Consider the following 16,598-nt stretch of genomic DNA (forward strand, 5'->3'; position numbering starts at 1 on the left):
ATTATGGCAAACGAAAAAGATATTGATCAAAAGGGTACCGGAGATGAAGTAACAGGCGCAGGTAAAGATCGCCGTACAATTTTAAAAGCATTGGCAGGTTTGCCTGTGCTTGGTTTTTTTGGTTACCAGTTAGCAGAGAAAAAAGCATATCAGCAACAAAAGGGGAATGTGGTACTGAAAGAACTGGGAATTGAAAATATAAATGCAGATCCCGTCAAAAAAAATACAACCGGTAAAAAGGGAGAATTGATTCGTATTGGTATTGTTGGTTTTGGAAGCAGGGCAAATGACCTGGCCATTGCATTGGGTTACATGCACCCTGATGAGGTTAAAAAAAGAAAGGAGAACAAAAGCTTTGACAATTATCTGCTGCAGGAAGATTTGAATGTGGCATTGATCGGTATATGTGATGTCTTTGATCTTCATGCAGAGAAAGGAATGACAGTTGCAAAGAGTGAAGTACACTCTGGCGGGCATGGAAATCTTGAAGTGAAAAGATACAGGCATTACCATGAAATGCTGAACGATAAAAATATTGATGCTGTAATTATTGCAACGCCCGATCATCATCATGCACCTATGGCTACTGCTGCAATGAAAGCGGGTAAGCATGTGTATTGCGAAAAAAGTGCAGCACAAACCGAAGCCGAATTAAATGAGTTGTATCAGGCGGTAACAAACAGTAAATGTGTTTACCAGTTGGGTCACCAGGTTCCGCAGAACGTTGTTTTTAAACAGGCAAAGGAGTTAATTCAAAAAGATGTATTGGGAAAAATTACTTTGATAGAAACAACAACAAACCGTAATTCTGCTGAAGGCGCATGGATCAGGCATCTTGATAAAAATGGAAAACCTAAACCGGGAGATGAAAAAAATATTGATTGGGAGCAATGGCTTGGATCAACTCCCAAAGTTCCGTTTAGTATTGACCGTTATTATAACTGGACAAAGTGGTTTGATTATGATATGGGAATGATTGGCCAGCTTTTTACACATGAGTTTGATGCGGTTAATCAACTGTTGGGGATAGGCATCCCAAAATCAGCAGTTGCTTCGGGAGGAATATATTACTGGAAGGATAACCGGGAAGTTCCTGATACATTGCATTTGGTGCTTGAATATCCTGCTCGGGATTTATCACTCATGTACAGCGCCTGCCTGGCTTCCAACAATGATCGTGGACGGGTATTTATGGGGCATGATGCAACGATGGAGTTAGGAGCTTCAATAAAAATTACTGCAGACAGGGAATCTACACGATACAAAAAAATGATTGAAGCCGGTACCATTGACGTTACTGCGCCGATGATCGCTATTCAACCCGGATCAAACAAAGTGGATGCGGTTGCTTCAGCTACGGCGAGGTATTATGCTTCAAGGGGATTAGATTCGACTAATATAGGAGGACGCAGTGTTGATATTACTCATTTACATATTAAAGAGTGGCTGGACTGTATTCGATTTGGAGGAGTACCCAGTGCGAATATTGAGCGTGCCTTTGAAGAAGGAATAGCCTGCATTATGGCAAACAAAGCATATCTGGAGAAAAGACGTGTTGAATGGGATCCTGCTGCCAAACGAATTGTGTAAACGATAGGTTGTGCTGAACCTTTTGGAAAAAATGATAGAGGGGTAATGATAAATATACCAGCAATACCTTCACCAATATTAAATTTTAAGCATGAAATTACTTGCCAAATATCTGCTTCCTAATCTACTGATGATTTTTTTTGCAGTTCCCGGTGAAGCACAGTACACTCCTTCGCAACACCGCCTGCCAAAGGATAATGAAGTGGGTGTAAGTGCACCAGGAAGTTATGCAAAGGCAGGCACTACTTATATGCTTACAAAAAATATTACCAGCGCTAAAAGCGCCATTTTTCTTGGCAAGGATGTAACGCTTGATTTGAATGGATATACCATCAAATACGCAGATGGGAATTATCAGCACATCTTCAACTCGGGGTTTGAACAGGGACTGAAAGGATGGGATGTTTCAAAAGCGCCAGGCGCCAAAGTAGTGAACACAAAAGATGTGCATGTGTTTATTGGTAAAAAGATTTTGAGTTTGAAGGCAGGTGATCAAGTTACTTCATCATACGTGAACCTTTCGCTTTCCAACCGTTCTTATTTTGCGATGTGCGGTGTAACAGGAAGTGATTATAAAGACATGAAGGGTGATGATATAAATAATCAAATGAAAGTAAGCGTATATGTAGAAGATGAACATGGCAGAGACACAAGATGCCTTACAAAATATGGCGACACAACCTTAGTGAGTTGCCCGGTTGAAAAAAAATCTCCCCGTTTGGGAGGCGGATTTGTGTATGCACATCTTAATAATTTGCCTGCGGGAAAATACCGGGTGCGGATAAAAGCAGATACAGATTGTTTAGTGGATGAAATTGATATTCGCCCGGCCATGGATGTGGGTATTGGCATTGTGGAAAACACTTATCCTATCGGACATTATGATCACTTGTACAACCATGTATATTCAGCTTTTTTTGATTATACAAAAGATGTTTCCACGGGAACTCCTCTTGAATCTATTGCGAGAGTTCAGGGTGAAAGTACCGTCATCATAAAGAACGGAGTAATTGAAAGCGGTGCAATGGGGATACTTTCATGGGGCATTCAATCAACCGCAAAAAATGTAAAAATTATTTTAGACAATGTGAAAATAAAAACCTCTGGTATTAACGCAATAGCAGCAGATCTTCCGCAGGCAACTATTACGCAATGCACCTTTGATGTAGAAAACCCCTTTATTATAAACCGGCATTATTCTAACTTTTATGCCGTTGATTTAAGAGGAGATGCTCCTTCAGAAGTTTCGTTTTCTGAATTCTATGGCGGACAGGGGTGCCTCGTGTTTAAGGGAAATAAATCCAGTATTCATCATAACCATTTTGTAAACCGCCAAATGGTTACTAACCATTACAGCATCATGGCAATGGGAGACAGCTCAACAATTTTTGAAAACAGAATTGAACCCGAAACCGGTTCGGGTATTGAAATATATGTGCACCGCGGTATTGAAATATTCAATAATACTTTCAACATAAAAACCTCTCCGCCTACCTGCGAATATGGACATGAAGAATACAGCACTGCCGCTATAAGAATGGCTGATTACCAGAGAAAGCCTGGTTCTGCTGATGCCTGTCTGGGAAATAAAGTTTATAATAACAGTATTTACATTACAGCAAATGATTATCCGGATCACAAAAGCTACATTCCCATGTGCTGGGCAATTTATTACAGTGCGATGGGTGGAGAAAATTATGTATTCGGGAATGATATTGTTGTTGAAAAGCCGATTCTTTCTTCAAAAGCAATAGCTGCGGCTTTTTATATATGTGGGGGGACAGAAGGATTTGGCGGGCAATTCTACAATAACCGAATTACTGCCAATGTGCCTGCTGCATGGTTAGCCTCATTTTACGGAGGAACTGCTAACACTAAAATATACAACAATACCATTATCAAGTCTCCTTTAGCCAATGCGCAATTTAAACCTTTCAGGATGGGATGGCAAGGGTGTGAAGAATGCATTGCTAAAAATGTTGAGTTCAGATCAAATACTATTGAAGGCGCAAAATTTGATGTGGAGACTACAGAACAAAATCACAGTTATACTGTTTACTGGACATTAACCATAAAAATTACCGATGAGAAAGGGAATCCTGCTAAAAATACAGAAGTGACTTTTCGTGATAAAAATAATGCTATGATACTGCAAACCAAAACGGATGAATATGGCAAACTGCAAACAGAATTACCTGAATACGCAGTTAACGGAAAAGAAAAAAAATATTCATCACCATATACTGTTTCAGTGGGCGGTTGTGAAAAGAAAGTGGAGCTAGATAAAAACATAGACATTAGCTGCACAATAAAATAAGATTTGAAAAGAGTAAGCATGAAGCAGATAAAAATTTTATTACCGTTATTTATCACAGGTTGGATAAGCTGCTTTTGCATAGCGCAGCATACCTGGAAAAAAGACGAGTTGAATGGGATCCCACTGCAAAACGAATTGTGGAAACGGAGCTTGTACTGAACATTTTGCAAATAATAATAGAAAGGGAATAATAAATATACCGTACTGGTATAAAAAGTATGCTGATTGAAAAGATAATTCTTTACATCTATCCAATGAAATAAGTGAAGTATGAAATTGACAGAACTTGCATTTTTAATTACAGTCATCTCATTCTTTTCATGCAAAATACTGCAACATAAACCGGGAAGAGTCGATTTTCCTGAATTATCCGGGATTGAGCAAATAACAAATAATGAAAAGGAACATCTTTTTGCAAGTTATTACGGAATAAATTCGTTTAGCCAATCAGAACGTTTTGTTACTGTACTTGAGACCGATATTAAATTCAGGTTGCCGAGTGAAACTGAACCTGCAACATTAGGTCTGGTTGACTTAGTAACCAAAGAGTTTATTCCCCTCACTAAAACTCATGCCTGGAATTTTCAACAGGGATGTATGGCTCATTGGCTCGGAACATCACCGGATTCATTAATAATTTTCAATGATTTTAGAGACGGGAAATTTGTTTCAGTTATTATGAATGTATATACAAAAAAGGAAGTCAAAATAATTCCCTTCCCAATTAGCGCAGTATCTCCTGATGGGAATGAAGCTTTAAGTATTAATTTCTCAAGACTAAGGATAACTCGTCCTGATTATGGTTATGGTGGAAAAGGGCAGAATTCCCGTGAAAGTATTCCTTTTCCACCTGAGGATGGTCTATTCCTTATTAATCTTAAAACCGGAAATGCCAAATTATTGGTTTCTTATGAACAAATAGCGAATCTGGTTCCTCCCATCAATGAAGGACAAATCGAATGGTTTAATCATACTTTATTCAGCCGTAATGGATCCAGGATATTCTGGCTATCCAGGCATAAAGATACTATAGGATGGGTTACTACCGCTTTTACAGTTAACAGGGATGGTTCCAGGTTACAAAGATGTTTCCCGGATGATTGGGGAGGTTCACATTACGACTGGTTGAATGATGATGAATTGATGATTACAGCAAAATGGGAAGGAAAACAATTTGCACATATATTATTCAATGTGGATGACAAAAAATATAAAAGGCTTGGTAATGGCATTTTGGATTATGACGGACATGGTACCTTCTCCCCAAATCAGAAATGGATGGTAACAGACACTTATCCGGGAGAAGGGATGAGGGAACAAAAAATCTACCTGATGGACATGAAATCACAGGCCGTCATTTCAATTGGCAGATTTACTGAACCGGAAGAGTTCCGGGGTTACTGGAGATGCGATATTCATTGCCGTTGGAGCCCTGGCAGCGATATCATTGGTTTTAATTCAACTCATAATGGGAGCAGGCAGGTTTACATTATAAGATTAAAGAATTAGATATTCAGCAATTATGTCAAAGGTTGAATCAAAAAACCCCTTCTACATTAAACTACAATAACCTTAAAAATGAATTATGAAGTCTTGTAATATTAATAATCTTATCACGAAAAAGCTGGTTTTCGTTAAAAATATTTTCACCATTGTTCTTTTCCTGTCTCTTTCCTCTGGCAACATCGTTTTTGCACAGGATAAAAGCCTGGAACCGGGAAGTGTTTTCCGGGAATATTCATACAAAAAAACGGTTAGCCCGTTTAAAGGTGCATTCGATTATTATGATTCTGTACAGGTTGTTTTGAATATGGATGATTTAAAAGATGCAACAGGAGCTGAAGTTGCCATAAATTTTTGGGGCGGACATATTGGTACCAGCGACCAGACTTTTAAAATTAACGGAAGTGAAAAATATAACTTCCCCCAACCGAATACTCCTGGTAGCCCTTACTGTTATTTTCGCAGCAGCAATGGGAACAGTCCTGTTCAGATTCCACTAACAAAGTTGAAGAAGGGCGGGAATACATTTACATTTTTTTGTGGCAAACAAATTTGTTATGGTTTTAACTGGCCACACTATATTATTAATTCATTTACCGTTAGGGTTTATTATAATCCGGATTTAAAAAAATGTGTGAAGGGGTCAATAAAAAAAGCAAAGGAGAACGATACAGCCCACAACCTGGTTGGGGTAAAAACAAATGTTGATAATCCAACAATGGTTGAATCGGTGGAATATATTGGATATTATGAAGATTACGATCTTGATGGTGACGGTAATCTTGCAGGATGGCAATATATTATTGACAATGGAGTATGGGATAGAATAATCAGCAGAAAATATGTACCGCCTTTCGCTGCCGAATGGAATAACAATTGGGTGCCTCAGCAAAATGGAAAAATAAAAATTGCTGCTAAAATAAATTCCAAAAACGGGCTGAGTTATCTTACGCAGCCCGTTGAATATAATCAGTTAAAACAGCACAACTCCATTGTAAAATTGTATCGGGCAACGAACGTGCCGGAATATTTTGGAGTGAGGGTTGGTAAGAAAAAAGAATGCAAAATTGTTATTACCGACAGCCTTGCAAATGCTATTTCAGCTTACCTGGTTCTTTCTTCATGGTCTGCTGAGTCAGACGATGGTGCAGTGCATGTAGTTGGTATCAATGGAAAAGTGTTAGCTGAAAGTCCGGGCAAATTACATGAATGGGTGTTACTTAAAATTCCCGTGCCTGTTGAATATTTAAAATATGGAGAAAATACTTTCTTCATTTATTCAGAAACGAATGAGCATGTGTTTGAAGTGAATTACCCCGGCCCTTCGATGCTGATCCGGTTCAGCGACAAGGAGAATAGTAGTAAGCAATAGAAATAGTGAGTCAGATAATAACTGAACCTATTTAATTCCTCCGGTTATAAAATAATTATAAAATATAAAATGTACAAGATGAATCCATCTTCATACAGTAATAGTTTATTCTGCAACGGATGCATTAGCCTTGCGGTTTTATTTTTTCTTTTAGTATCAGCAGTATGTTATTCACAAACGGGAACACAGCGCAGCGATGCTGATATGAAAGTGGAGGTAAGCGTAATTGAAAATTATGCCATTTTAGAGAATAGTCTATTAAAAATAAAGTATTCCCAAAGGACTTTCAAAGACAGCGCAACCAACAATATTATTACTGAACTCCTAATTAAAAGTGCAAATAATGAAAATCAGGCAGACTCGTCGGGTCAAGTTGATGGAGTATGGATGGGATATGGGATTGGAAGAGGGGTATTAAGTAATGGTTCTTTCATTAAATATGACGGGGATGATATGAAAATTCTCCATCTTGAATGGGGCAATGGACAAGTGATTCAGGAACTGACCATTTATCCTGATAATCCGGTAATAAAAATAGATTATATCAAGTATGGAGTTAATATTGTTGATATTGGATTACCTGGCGGTAGTAAAGGAATATATTCTTTTTACGGGGGAGTAGAATGGCAACAGTTAAGACAGTCCATAAAAGACACAGCGCTGATCAATAATTCAAACGAGCATCACAAGTTAACTGGTGTTTTATATCCGGCTTATCCAAATCCTATTATTGATATACCCGATTGGAAAGGACTGGAACCTACTCCAATGAATTATAAGGGATACATAATCATGGGTCTGTATAATAGTAAAAATGGAAGAGGTTTCGGCAGGGTCATGCCAGTAAATTCGATAAACTATCTGAAATTATTATGGAACCGTGGATTTGAAGGATTCCCATATTGGATGGGAGATGGAAAGAAAAGAGGACTCAGACCGGCTTTTACCGGATATCTTTTTATTGTTACGGGTGAAGCTAATGAAATTGTCAATCTGGGCAAAAGTATAGCTGATGGTACGTTTTATTAAAACTTTGGTTGGAAGGAAGCATTGAAAGTAACATGATGTGACTCAACTTATAAAACTGCTTGTAAAAGAGACACACAAATTCGGGCCGCTAAGGATTGAACAAAAAGAACCGAGTATCCATTTATGCAATCGGTTTGGGTTTGCAGGAGTCTATACAAGAAAAAATCAAAAAATATATCAATCTGGAAGCGCAACTTAAAGGCAAACTTGCAAGTGAACGGACTATTAAGATTGAGCAAGCTCCACTCAATTTAATTTCCTAATTGTTTAAGCGTAATATAAGCCATCAGCCCTGTACTCAATGCCAGCGCATCTTCATCAATATTGAATGTTGGTGTGTGCAGCGATGAAGTGATTCCTTTTTCTTTATTCCCGGTACCCAAAAAATAGAAGCAAGAGTCTGTAACTTGTGAATAATAAGCAAAGTCTTCTGCCCCCATCCATGTATCTACATTAAGAATATTATCTTTCCCAAGATATTGTTCTGCATAAGTTTCCACCTGCGCAGTAAGTTTTTCTTCATTTACCAGGAACGGATATCCCCGGACAATTTTAAAATCGCACCTGCCGCCCATACTTTCAGCAATAGTCTCCGCCATTTTTTTCATTCGTTTATGCGCTTCAGTCCTCCAGGTTTCATCCAGGGTTCGGAAAGTGCCTTCGATGTAAACTTCATCAGGAATTATATTTATGGCGCCATTGGCTATTAATTTTCCAAATGATAAAACGGTGGGAAGTGTTGGGTTTGCCATGCGGCTTACAACCTGCTGCAAAGCAATGATAATATGAGAAGTGATTAAAACGGGGTCAATATTCTGATGCGGCATTGCGCCATGGCCGCCTCTTCCATATACAGTTACAAATATTTCATCCATAGATGCCATGAATTTTCCACTGTGAATACCAATTTTTCCGCAATCAATCGAAGGGATAACATGTTGACCGATGACTGCATGAGGTTTTGGGTTTTCCAGCACACCTTCTTTAATCATTAAACTGGCGCCTCCGGGAAGCTTTTCTTCTCCTGGTTGAAAAATGAGTTTAACTGTTCCGCCGAATTTACTTTTTATGGTTTGCAGAATTTTTGCAGTACCAAGCAAAGAAGATGTATGCGCATCATGACCACAGGCATGCATTACTCCTTTATTTTGCGAAGCATAAGCAACATCATTGGCTTCAGTAATGGGCAAGGCATCCATGTCGGCACGTAAAGCAACAATTCCGTCAGATGATTTCCCGCCAGTAATAGTTGCTACCACTCCTGTATTGGCCATCGCATTCCATGAAATTCCTATTTCATCCAGTTTAGTTTTTACATAATCGGATGTTTGATATTCGCAAAATGATAATTCAGGATGAGCATGCAAATGCCTCCTGTTTTCAATTACATTGCTGTATATTTCTTTTGCTAATTGTTTTATTTCATCTTTTAGCATATTTCAATTTATATTTTATCACGTAGAAATTTTACACTATGGGTTCATATACATTTTTAGTTTCGTCGCTCCGTATTCTTGTACGATATAAAACTTTTTTGAAACTTATTGCCTCAATCTCTTATCACTCTGTTTCAGAGAGGAAAGGCACTTTGAAGTAAATCCCCGTCTGACCGTGTCATCCGGGCGGGCAACTTATCAGCTTTCACATCTCATCTTATGAACATTACCCGGCTACTAAAGCGATACTCCTCGTTTCCATGGAATAAAATCATCCTGGTTTAATTGAACTGCCTTAGGTATTATTTCACCGCTGGCAGCTTTAATGCAATACTCCAATATATCTTCACCCATTTGCTCAATAGTTTTATCTCCACTGATAATGGGCCCGGTGTCAATATCAATAATATCACCCATTCTTTTTGTTAATGCCGCATTGGTAGAAACCTTAATAGTAGGGCAAACAGGATTACCGGTAGGCGTTCCTAAACCGGTTGTAAATAAAATAAGCGTTGCCCCGGATGCCGCTTTACCCGTAGTTGCTTCTACATCATTGCCGGGTGTACATACCAGGCTTAATCCGGGCCTGGTAGCCGACTCTGTATAATCCAGCACATCTGCAACAGGCGATGTGCCACCTTTTCTTGCAGCTCCTGCAGATTTAATAGCATCTGTTATTAAACCATCCTTAATATTACCCGGAGAAGGGTTCATGTGAAATCCAGATCCTGCTCTATGCGCTATTTCATCATAGCTCTTCATTAAGTGAATAAATTTTTTTGCAGTCCTTTCATCTACGGAGCGATCCACCAGTTCCTGTTCCACACCACAGAGTTCAGGAAATTCCGCCAACAATATTTTTCCGCCCAGCGCTACTACCAAATCAGCGCAATAACCAACAGCGGGGTTGGCTGAGATACCGCTAAAACCATCGCTGCCCCCGCATTTCACACCAATACATAATTTATCTAATGCGGCAGGTTGCCTTTCTATCTTATTAATTTCGATTAGACCTAAAAATGTTTTTCTTATTGCTTCCAGTATCAGTTGTTCTTCACTTTGCGATTGCTGTTGTTCAAAAATATACAGCGGCTTATCAAATTTGGGATTGTGCAGTTTGAGGTCATTCAAAAAATCCTGTACCTGTAGGTTCTGGCAACCTAAACTCATTACGGTAACTCCTCCTACATTCGGGTGATTCGCATACGCTGCCAAGAGCTTGCTTAATATTTCTGCATCCTGTCTTGTTCCACCACAACCACCCTGGTGATTAAGAAATTTAATTCCGTTAACATTCTTAAAAACACGGTTGGTTGCAACTGCTGACTCAGCTATCTCAAAATTAAACGATGAAATATCTTTCCCGCTTTTGTATAAATCCAGCAGGTGTTTTGTTTTTTGTTTGTATTTATCAGTAACTGCATAGCCTAACTCATTGTTTAATACCTCCCGGATGACATCCAGGTTCCTGTTTTCACAAAAAACAGTAGGAATAAAAAGCCAGTAATTAGCAGTACCCACCCTGCCATCACTCCGATGATAACCATCGAATGTTCTATTTTTAAACTTAGTTACATCCGGCACCTGCCATTTATAATTGGCTTCCCGGTAAGCGTAGGGTTCAGCGGCATGTTTTACATTTTCTGTTGTCATCAATCCACCCCTGGGGACAGCATGTTGTGTCTTACCTACCAACACGCCATACATTATAATACTGTCCCCTGTATTCATATCGTATTCGAAAAATTTATGCTTGGCAGCAATATTATCCTGCAGTATAAATTCTTCTCCATTATACGTAACAGTTTCTCCTTTGGCAAGATTTTGCAATGCTACCAGTACATTATCACCTGGATGAACTTTTAAAATACTTCTTTTCATATAAGTTAAACTTCTTTAAACTATTTTTTGAGCTTTAATTTTTTTTAAGGCTGCCAGTGCACCTTCTTTTTGAATGGTTTTAAAACTGGCTGTCACTGCTTCTGAGAATCCAGGCAAAACTGTAAGATCGGTTTCCCACAGGCTTTTATCCTCCAATACTTTTTTAACAAATTCATCCGTACCGCCAATGCCCCACAACTCGTGCAGTTGAGCTGCCCGATCATCATTAATAACATATTGCTTACCGGCCAACTCCCCGGCACTTTCATTTCTTTCGTTTATTACAGACTCCATAAATAATAAATAAGCGGCAAAACCCAGTGCCATGTGTTGCGGAACAGCATCTGTCTTTTCATAATGTTTTAATAACACCGGTACGTTACGCATTTTCATTTTTGAACTGTATTGCAAAGAAATACTCAGCCACTGGTGTTCAATAAAGGGGTTCCTATAACGGTCAAGCACTTTCGCTGAAAATTCAAGTCCCTCTTCCCGGGAAACTTTTTCACTGACAATAGCCGGCACAATTTCATCCAGCATAAGACCGGTTATAAATGCCATGAAATCGTTATCGGCCATTGCCTGCTTTACCGTTGTAAAACCCAATAGTATCGCCAGAGCACAGGTAAACGTATGTGAACCATTGAGCAAACGCAATTTCAGTTCCCCGAACTTATCAATATCAGGTGCTATTACTACACCTGCATCCGCTTTACTGAATGATAGTATCTCCTGTACTTTTTTCTTATCGGATTCAATAGCCCATAAACGAAATACCTCACTCATGATCATCAACTCATCTGTATAGCCAAGTTCTTTTTCAACTTTTGACTGCATGATAGCAGGAAGTTTGCCGGGCACTATACGATCTACTAATGAATTACAGAAAAAATTAGCATTCTCCAGCCAGTCTATAAATGCATACTCCAAATTGTACCGGTGAGCCAGTTCTTCAATGAGGGCTTCCAGTTTTTCGCCATTGTCAGGTATCAGTTCAGTTGGAATAATAACTAACCCTTTTTCCTGATCACCATTAAGTGTCCTGTATCGTTTATACAAAAAAGCCAGCAATTTGACCGGGAAGGAACGGGAAGGAGCGGCATTCAGGTCATCATCCAGGTCCAAAACAATACCAACTTCAGTAGTATTAGATATAATAACCTGTAAGTCCGGATTAGACGCACAACGCAAAATTTCATTCCATTGTGAGACGGCAGATAAAACCCTGCTGACGGATGAATTGACAATGTTTTCTTCAACGGTATTTCCATTTTCAATTCCTCTTACACAAAGTGTGTACAAGCCATCCTGCTGATCAAAAGCATCAGCCCCGCCACTGGCAGTTGACTTTACAATCACAATTCTCCCGTTAAAAATACCCTGGCGGTTGGCTTTGTCAATGAAATAATCAGGCAAACCACGCAGCAGAACACCTGTTCCAAATTGCAATACTTTTTCCGGTAAAGAAAAAACCGATTCAACAGGAATATCAAGCCCTTTAGTTTTTTGAACCGATGATAAGGTTTGTTTTGATAAAATCATTTAGTAGTATTTATATGGAGCCAGATTTATTTGTAAAGTGTCGCTATCAATAAAAAACATAACATGCTGACCGATGACTGCATGAGGTTTGGGGTTTTCCAACCCGCCTTCTTTAATCATTAAACTGGCGCCACCGGGAAGATTTTCTTCTCCTGGTTGAAAAATGAGTTTAACTGTTCCGCCAAATTTACTTTTTATGGTTTGCAGAATTTTTGCAGTACCAAGCAAAGAAGAGGTATGTGCATCATGGCCACAGGCATGCATTACAGCTTTGTTTTGCGATGCATATACAATATTGTTGACTTCTGAAATTGGCAACGCATCCATATCGGCACGCAATGCAATAACTTTATCAGAAGCTATTTCACCGGTGATAGTCGCCACAACTCCTGTATTGGCTAAAGACTTCCACGGTATCTTCATTTCATCAAGCGTGGATTTTACAAAAGCCGATGTTTGATATTCACAAAAAGATAATTCAGGATGTGCATGAAGATGCCTTCTGTTTTTTATAACTGTGCCGAATATTTCTTTTGCTAATTGCTGTATCTCATTTTTCAACATAACTGATTTGGAAAGATTTAATCATATCTGCTCTTAACGTTTAAAGCGACCGGGAAAGTACACCCTTATACAATACTCATCAGTATAAAATACAAGTGCCATCAATGGTTAAATTGTATTTTAAAAAAATCTGAAGGCTGTGGTCGGTGAGGACACCGACCACGGCCACCTGCCTTGGCTGGTGGCCTCACCAGCCAGGGAGCATATCAGTGTGTCACCTGTTTAGATGTTCGGTTATTTTGTTGCATGATAGAGTTGAATTAACCCGGATAATTTTACCGGAAAGTTTTCTGATAAAATATTCTCATCAAGAAACCCGATATAAAATTTCATTGGTTTTGCTAAAAGGGATGTTACGTTTCTGCCACGCCCGAAACCAAACACAACCATTCCATCTTTTGAAGCAACCCCATCTTTAGAAGTTCCCATGAAACCAAATGTATCATTGAGATCGTCTTTTTCACCGGGGGCCAGCACAAAAGAGTTTTTTCCTTTATTGTCGCCAAAATATACATAATCCCATTTGCCTTGTATTTCATTCTTCAGGAAATCGGGTTTATCTTTCCTGAGACCATCTTTATCATTGCCCCAGCTTTGTTGTTTTGGATTGAATTTTCCATTTATGGTGCCTTCATATAAAAACCAGTATTTCCTGCTTTCATCCATTTTAAGGATTTCCATTGCTGCATAATTTTCAAAAATCCTCCATCTCCATTTCCATTTTCCGTCTTTGCTTTCTGTTTCAATGGTATTGGCATTTACCTGGATGGAATTGCATTTTGCAAATCCGGGATGACCGATTCCCCCACCAGGTTCACCATCTACCAAATTGGGTAGTCCACGATAATCAGAAGCGGCAGAGGCAAGTGATGGTGGATTACCTGAATTGCGATAGCCGATCCAGTCAGTGCCGTATTTATCAACGATGCTTGAAAATCCGCCTGCTTCTTTTTGATAGTAATAGGTTGCTGATGGCGTTTGAATTTTAAAGCAGGCTTGCCCTTCGTCGCTATCCTCTGTAATTTTTATTGATGGATTCATAGCTTCGTTGCGCCAAACATGCAGGTATTTATAATTATCCCAGGCCGCTCCTACAATGTCCAGGTCTCCGTCATTATCCAGATCAAACAATCTTGTTCCAAGATGATTTTCTTTACCAGTGTCAATTAGAATTTTAGTAAAATTACCTTTACTATCATTTTGCCATATCTGTGTTTCATGCGTACTGCCTTTGTGTTCATTCGTGATGATATCAGCATCTCCATCCCTGTCAATATCTGCAACATCAAGACTATTCATGGAGTATTGCGTAACAATCGTATGCCTGAGCCATAAAGTATTACCAAATTCCTTTCGTTGCTCAAACCAGAACAAAGCGGCATCAGGCTTATCACCTGGGTAACGTTCTTCAGTAACCGCAATATCAAGCAGACCATCTTTATTAAAGTCGGCGCATTTAATTCTGTCGGGCCAGAAATTGGCGGTGCCCACCAGGTTCTCTTCCCATTTTACAACGGTTTCTTTGTCTCTACCGGGGTTAGCAAACCACACTATTGATTTTGGACCATTATGGTTGGAACGACTGGCGATAATATCTATATCACCATCTGCATCCACATCCCCAACACTAATACCTTCATCAATAATTTCTGTGTTACTGATTAATGTTTTTGGCCAGTTACCTTTTTGCGGATCTGCAGGAATTTGAAACATATACAATCCATCGCCGCCATTTAACAGTATTTCAGGTTTGCCCCCGGGAATAATTTGTGCTTTCAGGTATCCCTGGCCGTTTGTATGATCTGTTTCTTTGATCGAGCCAATTTTTGTTTTACTCCACTTAGCAAGCGATTTATCTGTTGCCTCAAGCCAGTAAACAGCAGGCAAAGCTTCTCCGATCATATCGGGCAGATCATCGTTATCTGCATTTATCCAGAGCATGCCGTCAATATTATCATTTAAGTCGGTGCGTTTCCACTTGTTTGTCAAATCGCCTCCGGGGCTGATATAAACATATCTTCCTGCAACAATATCAGCGTAGTGATCATTATTAATATCTTCTGCATCTGTACCAAAATATCTTAACCAGGATGGCTGCTGAAAATCACCCCACTTTGCACGGGAACTATCAGCCTCAATATATTTCCATGATGAAAGGGGCAGTTTATGATCGTTGCTTTTATTTTCCCAAAGTTGTAAGGGTGTCATGTTGTAATTACGTGGGCCAATAATATCGAGGTCTCCGTCACTATCCCAATCACCAACTGTACCGCTGTATATTCCTTTATTACTCAGCAACTGCCTGTCCCATACGGAACCATTATTTTTATTCAAATAAACGGCTACGTTGTGAGGCGTTGTTTCAGGAGTAGTATCTGTGTAAAAAATCAATTCACCAGTAACCAAATCAAGATCACTGTCGTTATCAATATCGGCTAAATGAAGTGTATGACAAAAATCAGATAGCCCGATTGTTCCCTTTATCCATTTTCCTGTGAATGGATTAGTGGGTGCTTTGTACCAGTTAATGGGATAGCCGTTTGTTTCACCTGATGCTACAACGATGTCCTGTAAACCATCTTTATCTATATCGCCAACTGCCACACGGCAATTATTATGATACCATTTTGTTTTGCCATTTTCATTCATTTTATACCAGGAGGAATCATAGTCATATTTCTTCCATTCAGCATTCCTGTCTTTGCCGGGGTTTTGCAGCCAGCATCCATTGATAACAATGTCGGTGCTGCCATCCCTGTCAACATCAAGCAGGGCAGTGCCATCATAAGGTGGTGCAGGAATAATTTTCTTTGCGAACACATTGTTTTTATCCTGGTAAAACATATCTATGCGGTGAGCCGAGCTTCTTGATATGACATCTTTTTTTCCGTCACCGTCAAAATCAGCAACAAGTATGTCTTTGGGATAAGGCGTAAACCCGATTCGAAAATATTTCCATTCACCTGTTTCATTTTTTCCGGGATTTTTCAGCCAGAACAATCCACCATTTTCATTTTCATCTTTGCCATCAATATCATCTGCGCCAACAACATCTTCCCAGCCATCATTGTCAACATCAGCAGTTGCAAATCCGCATGAACGGTAAACTAACTTTTGAATTAAATGATATTTGAAAGTCGGGGCTTCCAGCCAGCATAAGTTTTTTATATTGGTGGCATCATCGCCTTTGGCGTCAACATAATTGGAAACAATCACCAGATCATTCAGCCCATCTTTATTTACATCTACAATCTGTGGATGCAGGGCAACAGAGTCCATCAGTATTTTTTTTACGAAAGGGACTTGTGCAAAACAGGAGAGGCTTACAATGCTTAATGCTGCAGCGAAATATATTTTTTTCATT

Annotated in this window: 10 protein-coding genes; 5 read left to right on the plus strand and 5 right to left on the minus strand. The window is 39.2% G+C overall.

Translation table 11 applies throughout. The features are described 5' to 3' along the window. Nucleotides 1-3 precede the first annotated feature (3 nt). The 5 genes from IPK31_13430 to IPK31_13450 all read left to right on the plus strand — a co-directional run bounded on the left by IPK31_13430 (nucleotide 4) and on the right by IPK31_13450 (nucleotide 7,811). Nucleotides 4-1,590, plus strand: coding sequence for a Gfo/Idh/MocA family oxidoreductase (locus tag IPK31_13430; GenBank protein ID MBK8088853.1), 1,587 nt, complete (start codon nucleotides 4-6; stop codon nucleotides 1,588-1,590). Between the two features lie 91 nt (nucleotides 1,591-1,681). Next, nucleotides 1,682-3,907 (plus strand): Ig-like domain-containing protein, encoded by a 2,226-nt coding sequence (locus IPK31_13435; protein ID MBK8088854.1) that lies wholly within the window; start codon nucleotides 1,682-1,684, stop codon nucleotides 3,905-3,907. Between the two features lie 270 nt (nucleotides 3,908-4,177). Then, the gene (locus tag IPK31_13440; protein ID MBK8088855.1) at nucleotides 4,178-5,416 is read left to right on the plus strand and encodes a hypothetical protein; all 1,239 of its coding nucleotides are present in this window, start codon (nucleotides 4,178-4,180) and stop codon (nucleotides 5,414-5,416) included. A gap of 76 nt (nucleotides 5,417-5,492) precedes the next feature. After that, on the plus strand, nucleotides 5,493-6,782 hold the full coding sequence (locus tag IPK31_13445; protein ID MBK8088856.1) for a hypothetical protein: 1,290 nt from the start codon (nucleotides 5,493-5,495) through the stop codon (nucleotides 6,780-6,782). Between the two features lie 78 nt (nucleotides 6,783-6,860). After that, nucleotides 6,861-7,811 (plus strand): hypothetical protein, encoded by a 951-nt coding sequence (locus IPK31_13450; protein ID MBK8088857.1) that lies wholly within the window; start codon nucleotides 6,861-6,863, stop codon nucleotides 7,809-7,811. Nucleotides 7,812-8,062: 251 nt separating this feature from the next. Here IPK31_13450 and IPK31_13455 read toward each other — a convergent pair whose 3' ends face one another. The 5 genes from IPK31_13455 to IPK31_13475 all read right to left on the minus strand — a co-directional run bounded on the left by IPK31_13455 (nucleotide 8,063) and on the right by IPK31_13475 (nucleotide 16,597). Continuing rightward, nucleotides 8,063-9,247, minus strand: a complete 1,185-nt coding sequence (locus tag IPK31_13455; protein MBK8088858.1) for an amidohydrolase — start codon at nucleotides 9,245-9,247, stop codon at nucleotides 8,063-8,065. Between the two features lie 237 nt (nucleotides 9,248-9,484). Continuing rightward, the gene (locus IPK31_13460; GenBank protein MBK8088859.1) at nucleotides 9,485-11,128 is read right to left on the minus strand and encodes an altronate dehydratase; all 1,644 of its coding nucleotides are present in this window, start codon (nucleotides 11,126-11,128) and stop codon (nucleotides 9,485-9,487) included. Between the two features lie 15 nt (nucleotides 11,129-11,143). Next, nucleotides 11,144-12,670, minus strand: a complete 1,527-nt coding sequence (locus IPK31_13465; GenBank protein ID MBK8088860.1) for a tagaturonate reductase — start codon at nucleotides 12,668-12,670, stop codon at nucleotides 11,144-11,146. Then, the gene (locus IPK31_13470; protein ID MBK8088861.1) at nucleotides 12,671-13,234 is read right to left on the minus strand and encodes an amidohydrolase; all 564 of its coding nucleotides are present in this window, start codon (nucleotides 13,232-13,234) and stop codon (nucleotides 12,671-12,673) included. It abuts the gene before it with no gap. A gap of 234 nt (nucleotides 13,235-13,468) precedes the next feature. Beyond that, complete coding sequence (locus IPK31_13475; GenBank protein ID MBK8088862.1) at nucleotides 13,469-16,597, minus strand: VCBS repeat-containing protein; 3,129 nt, start codon at nucleotides 16,595-16,597, stop codon at nucleotides 13,469-13,471. Between the last annotated feature and the right edge of the window lies 1 nt (nucleotide 16,598).

It is taken from the genome of Chitinophagaceae bacterium, from assembly GCA_016713085.1.
Taxonomy (GTDB): domain Bacteria; phylum Bacteroidota; class Bacteroidia; order Chitinophagales; family Chitinophagaceae; genus Lacibacter.

Coding starts and splice junctions, on each gene's coding strand:
- IPK31_13430 (MBK8088853.1), top strand. CDS start 4: ATGGCAAACGAAAAAGATATTGATCAAAAGGGTACCGGAGATGAAGTA.
- IPK31_13435 (MBK8088854.1), top strand. CDS start 1,682: ATGAAATTACTTGCCAAATATCTGCTTCCTAATCTACTGATGATTTTT.
- IPK31_13440 (MBK8088855.1), top strand. CDS start 4,178: ATGAAATTGACAGAACTTGCATTTTTAATTACAGTCATCTCATTCTTT.
- IPK31_13445 (MBK8088856.1), top strand. CDS start 5,493: ATGAAGTCTTGTAATATTAATAATCTTATCACGAAAAAGCTGGTTTTC.
- IPK31_13450 (MBK8088857.1), top strand. CDS start 6,861: ATGAATCCATCTTCATACAGTAATAGTTTATTCTGCAACGGATGCATT.
- IPK31_13455 (MBK8088858.1), bottom strand. CDS start 9,247: ATGCTAAAAGATGAAATAAAACAATTAGCAAAAGAAATATACAGCAAT.
- IPK31_13460 (MBK8088859.1), bottom strand. CDS start 11,128: ATGAAAAGAAGTATTTTAAAAGTTCATCCAGGTGATAATGTACTGGTA.
- IPK31_13465 (MBK8088860.1), bottom strand. CDS start 12,670: ATGATTTTATCAAAACAAACCTTATCATCGGTTCAAAAAACTAAAGGG.
- IPK31_13470 (MBK8088861.1), bottom strand. CDS start 13,234: ATGTTGAAAAATGAGATACAGCAATTAGCAAAAGAAATATTCGGCACA.
- IPK31_13475 (MBK8088862.1), bottom strand. CDS start 16,597: ATGAAAAAAATATATTTCGCTGCAGCATTAAGCATTGTAAGCCTCTCC.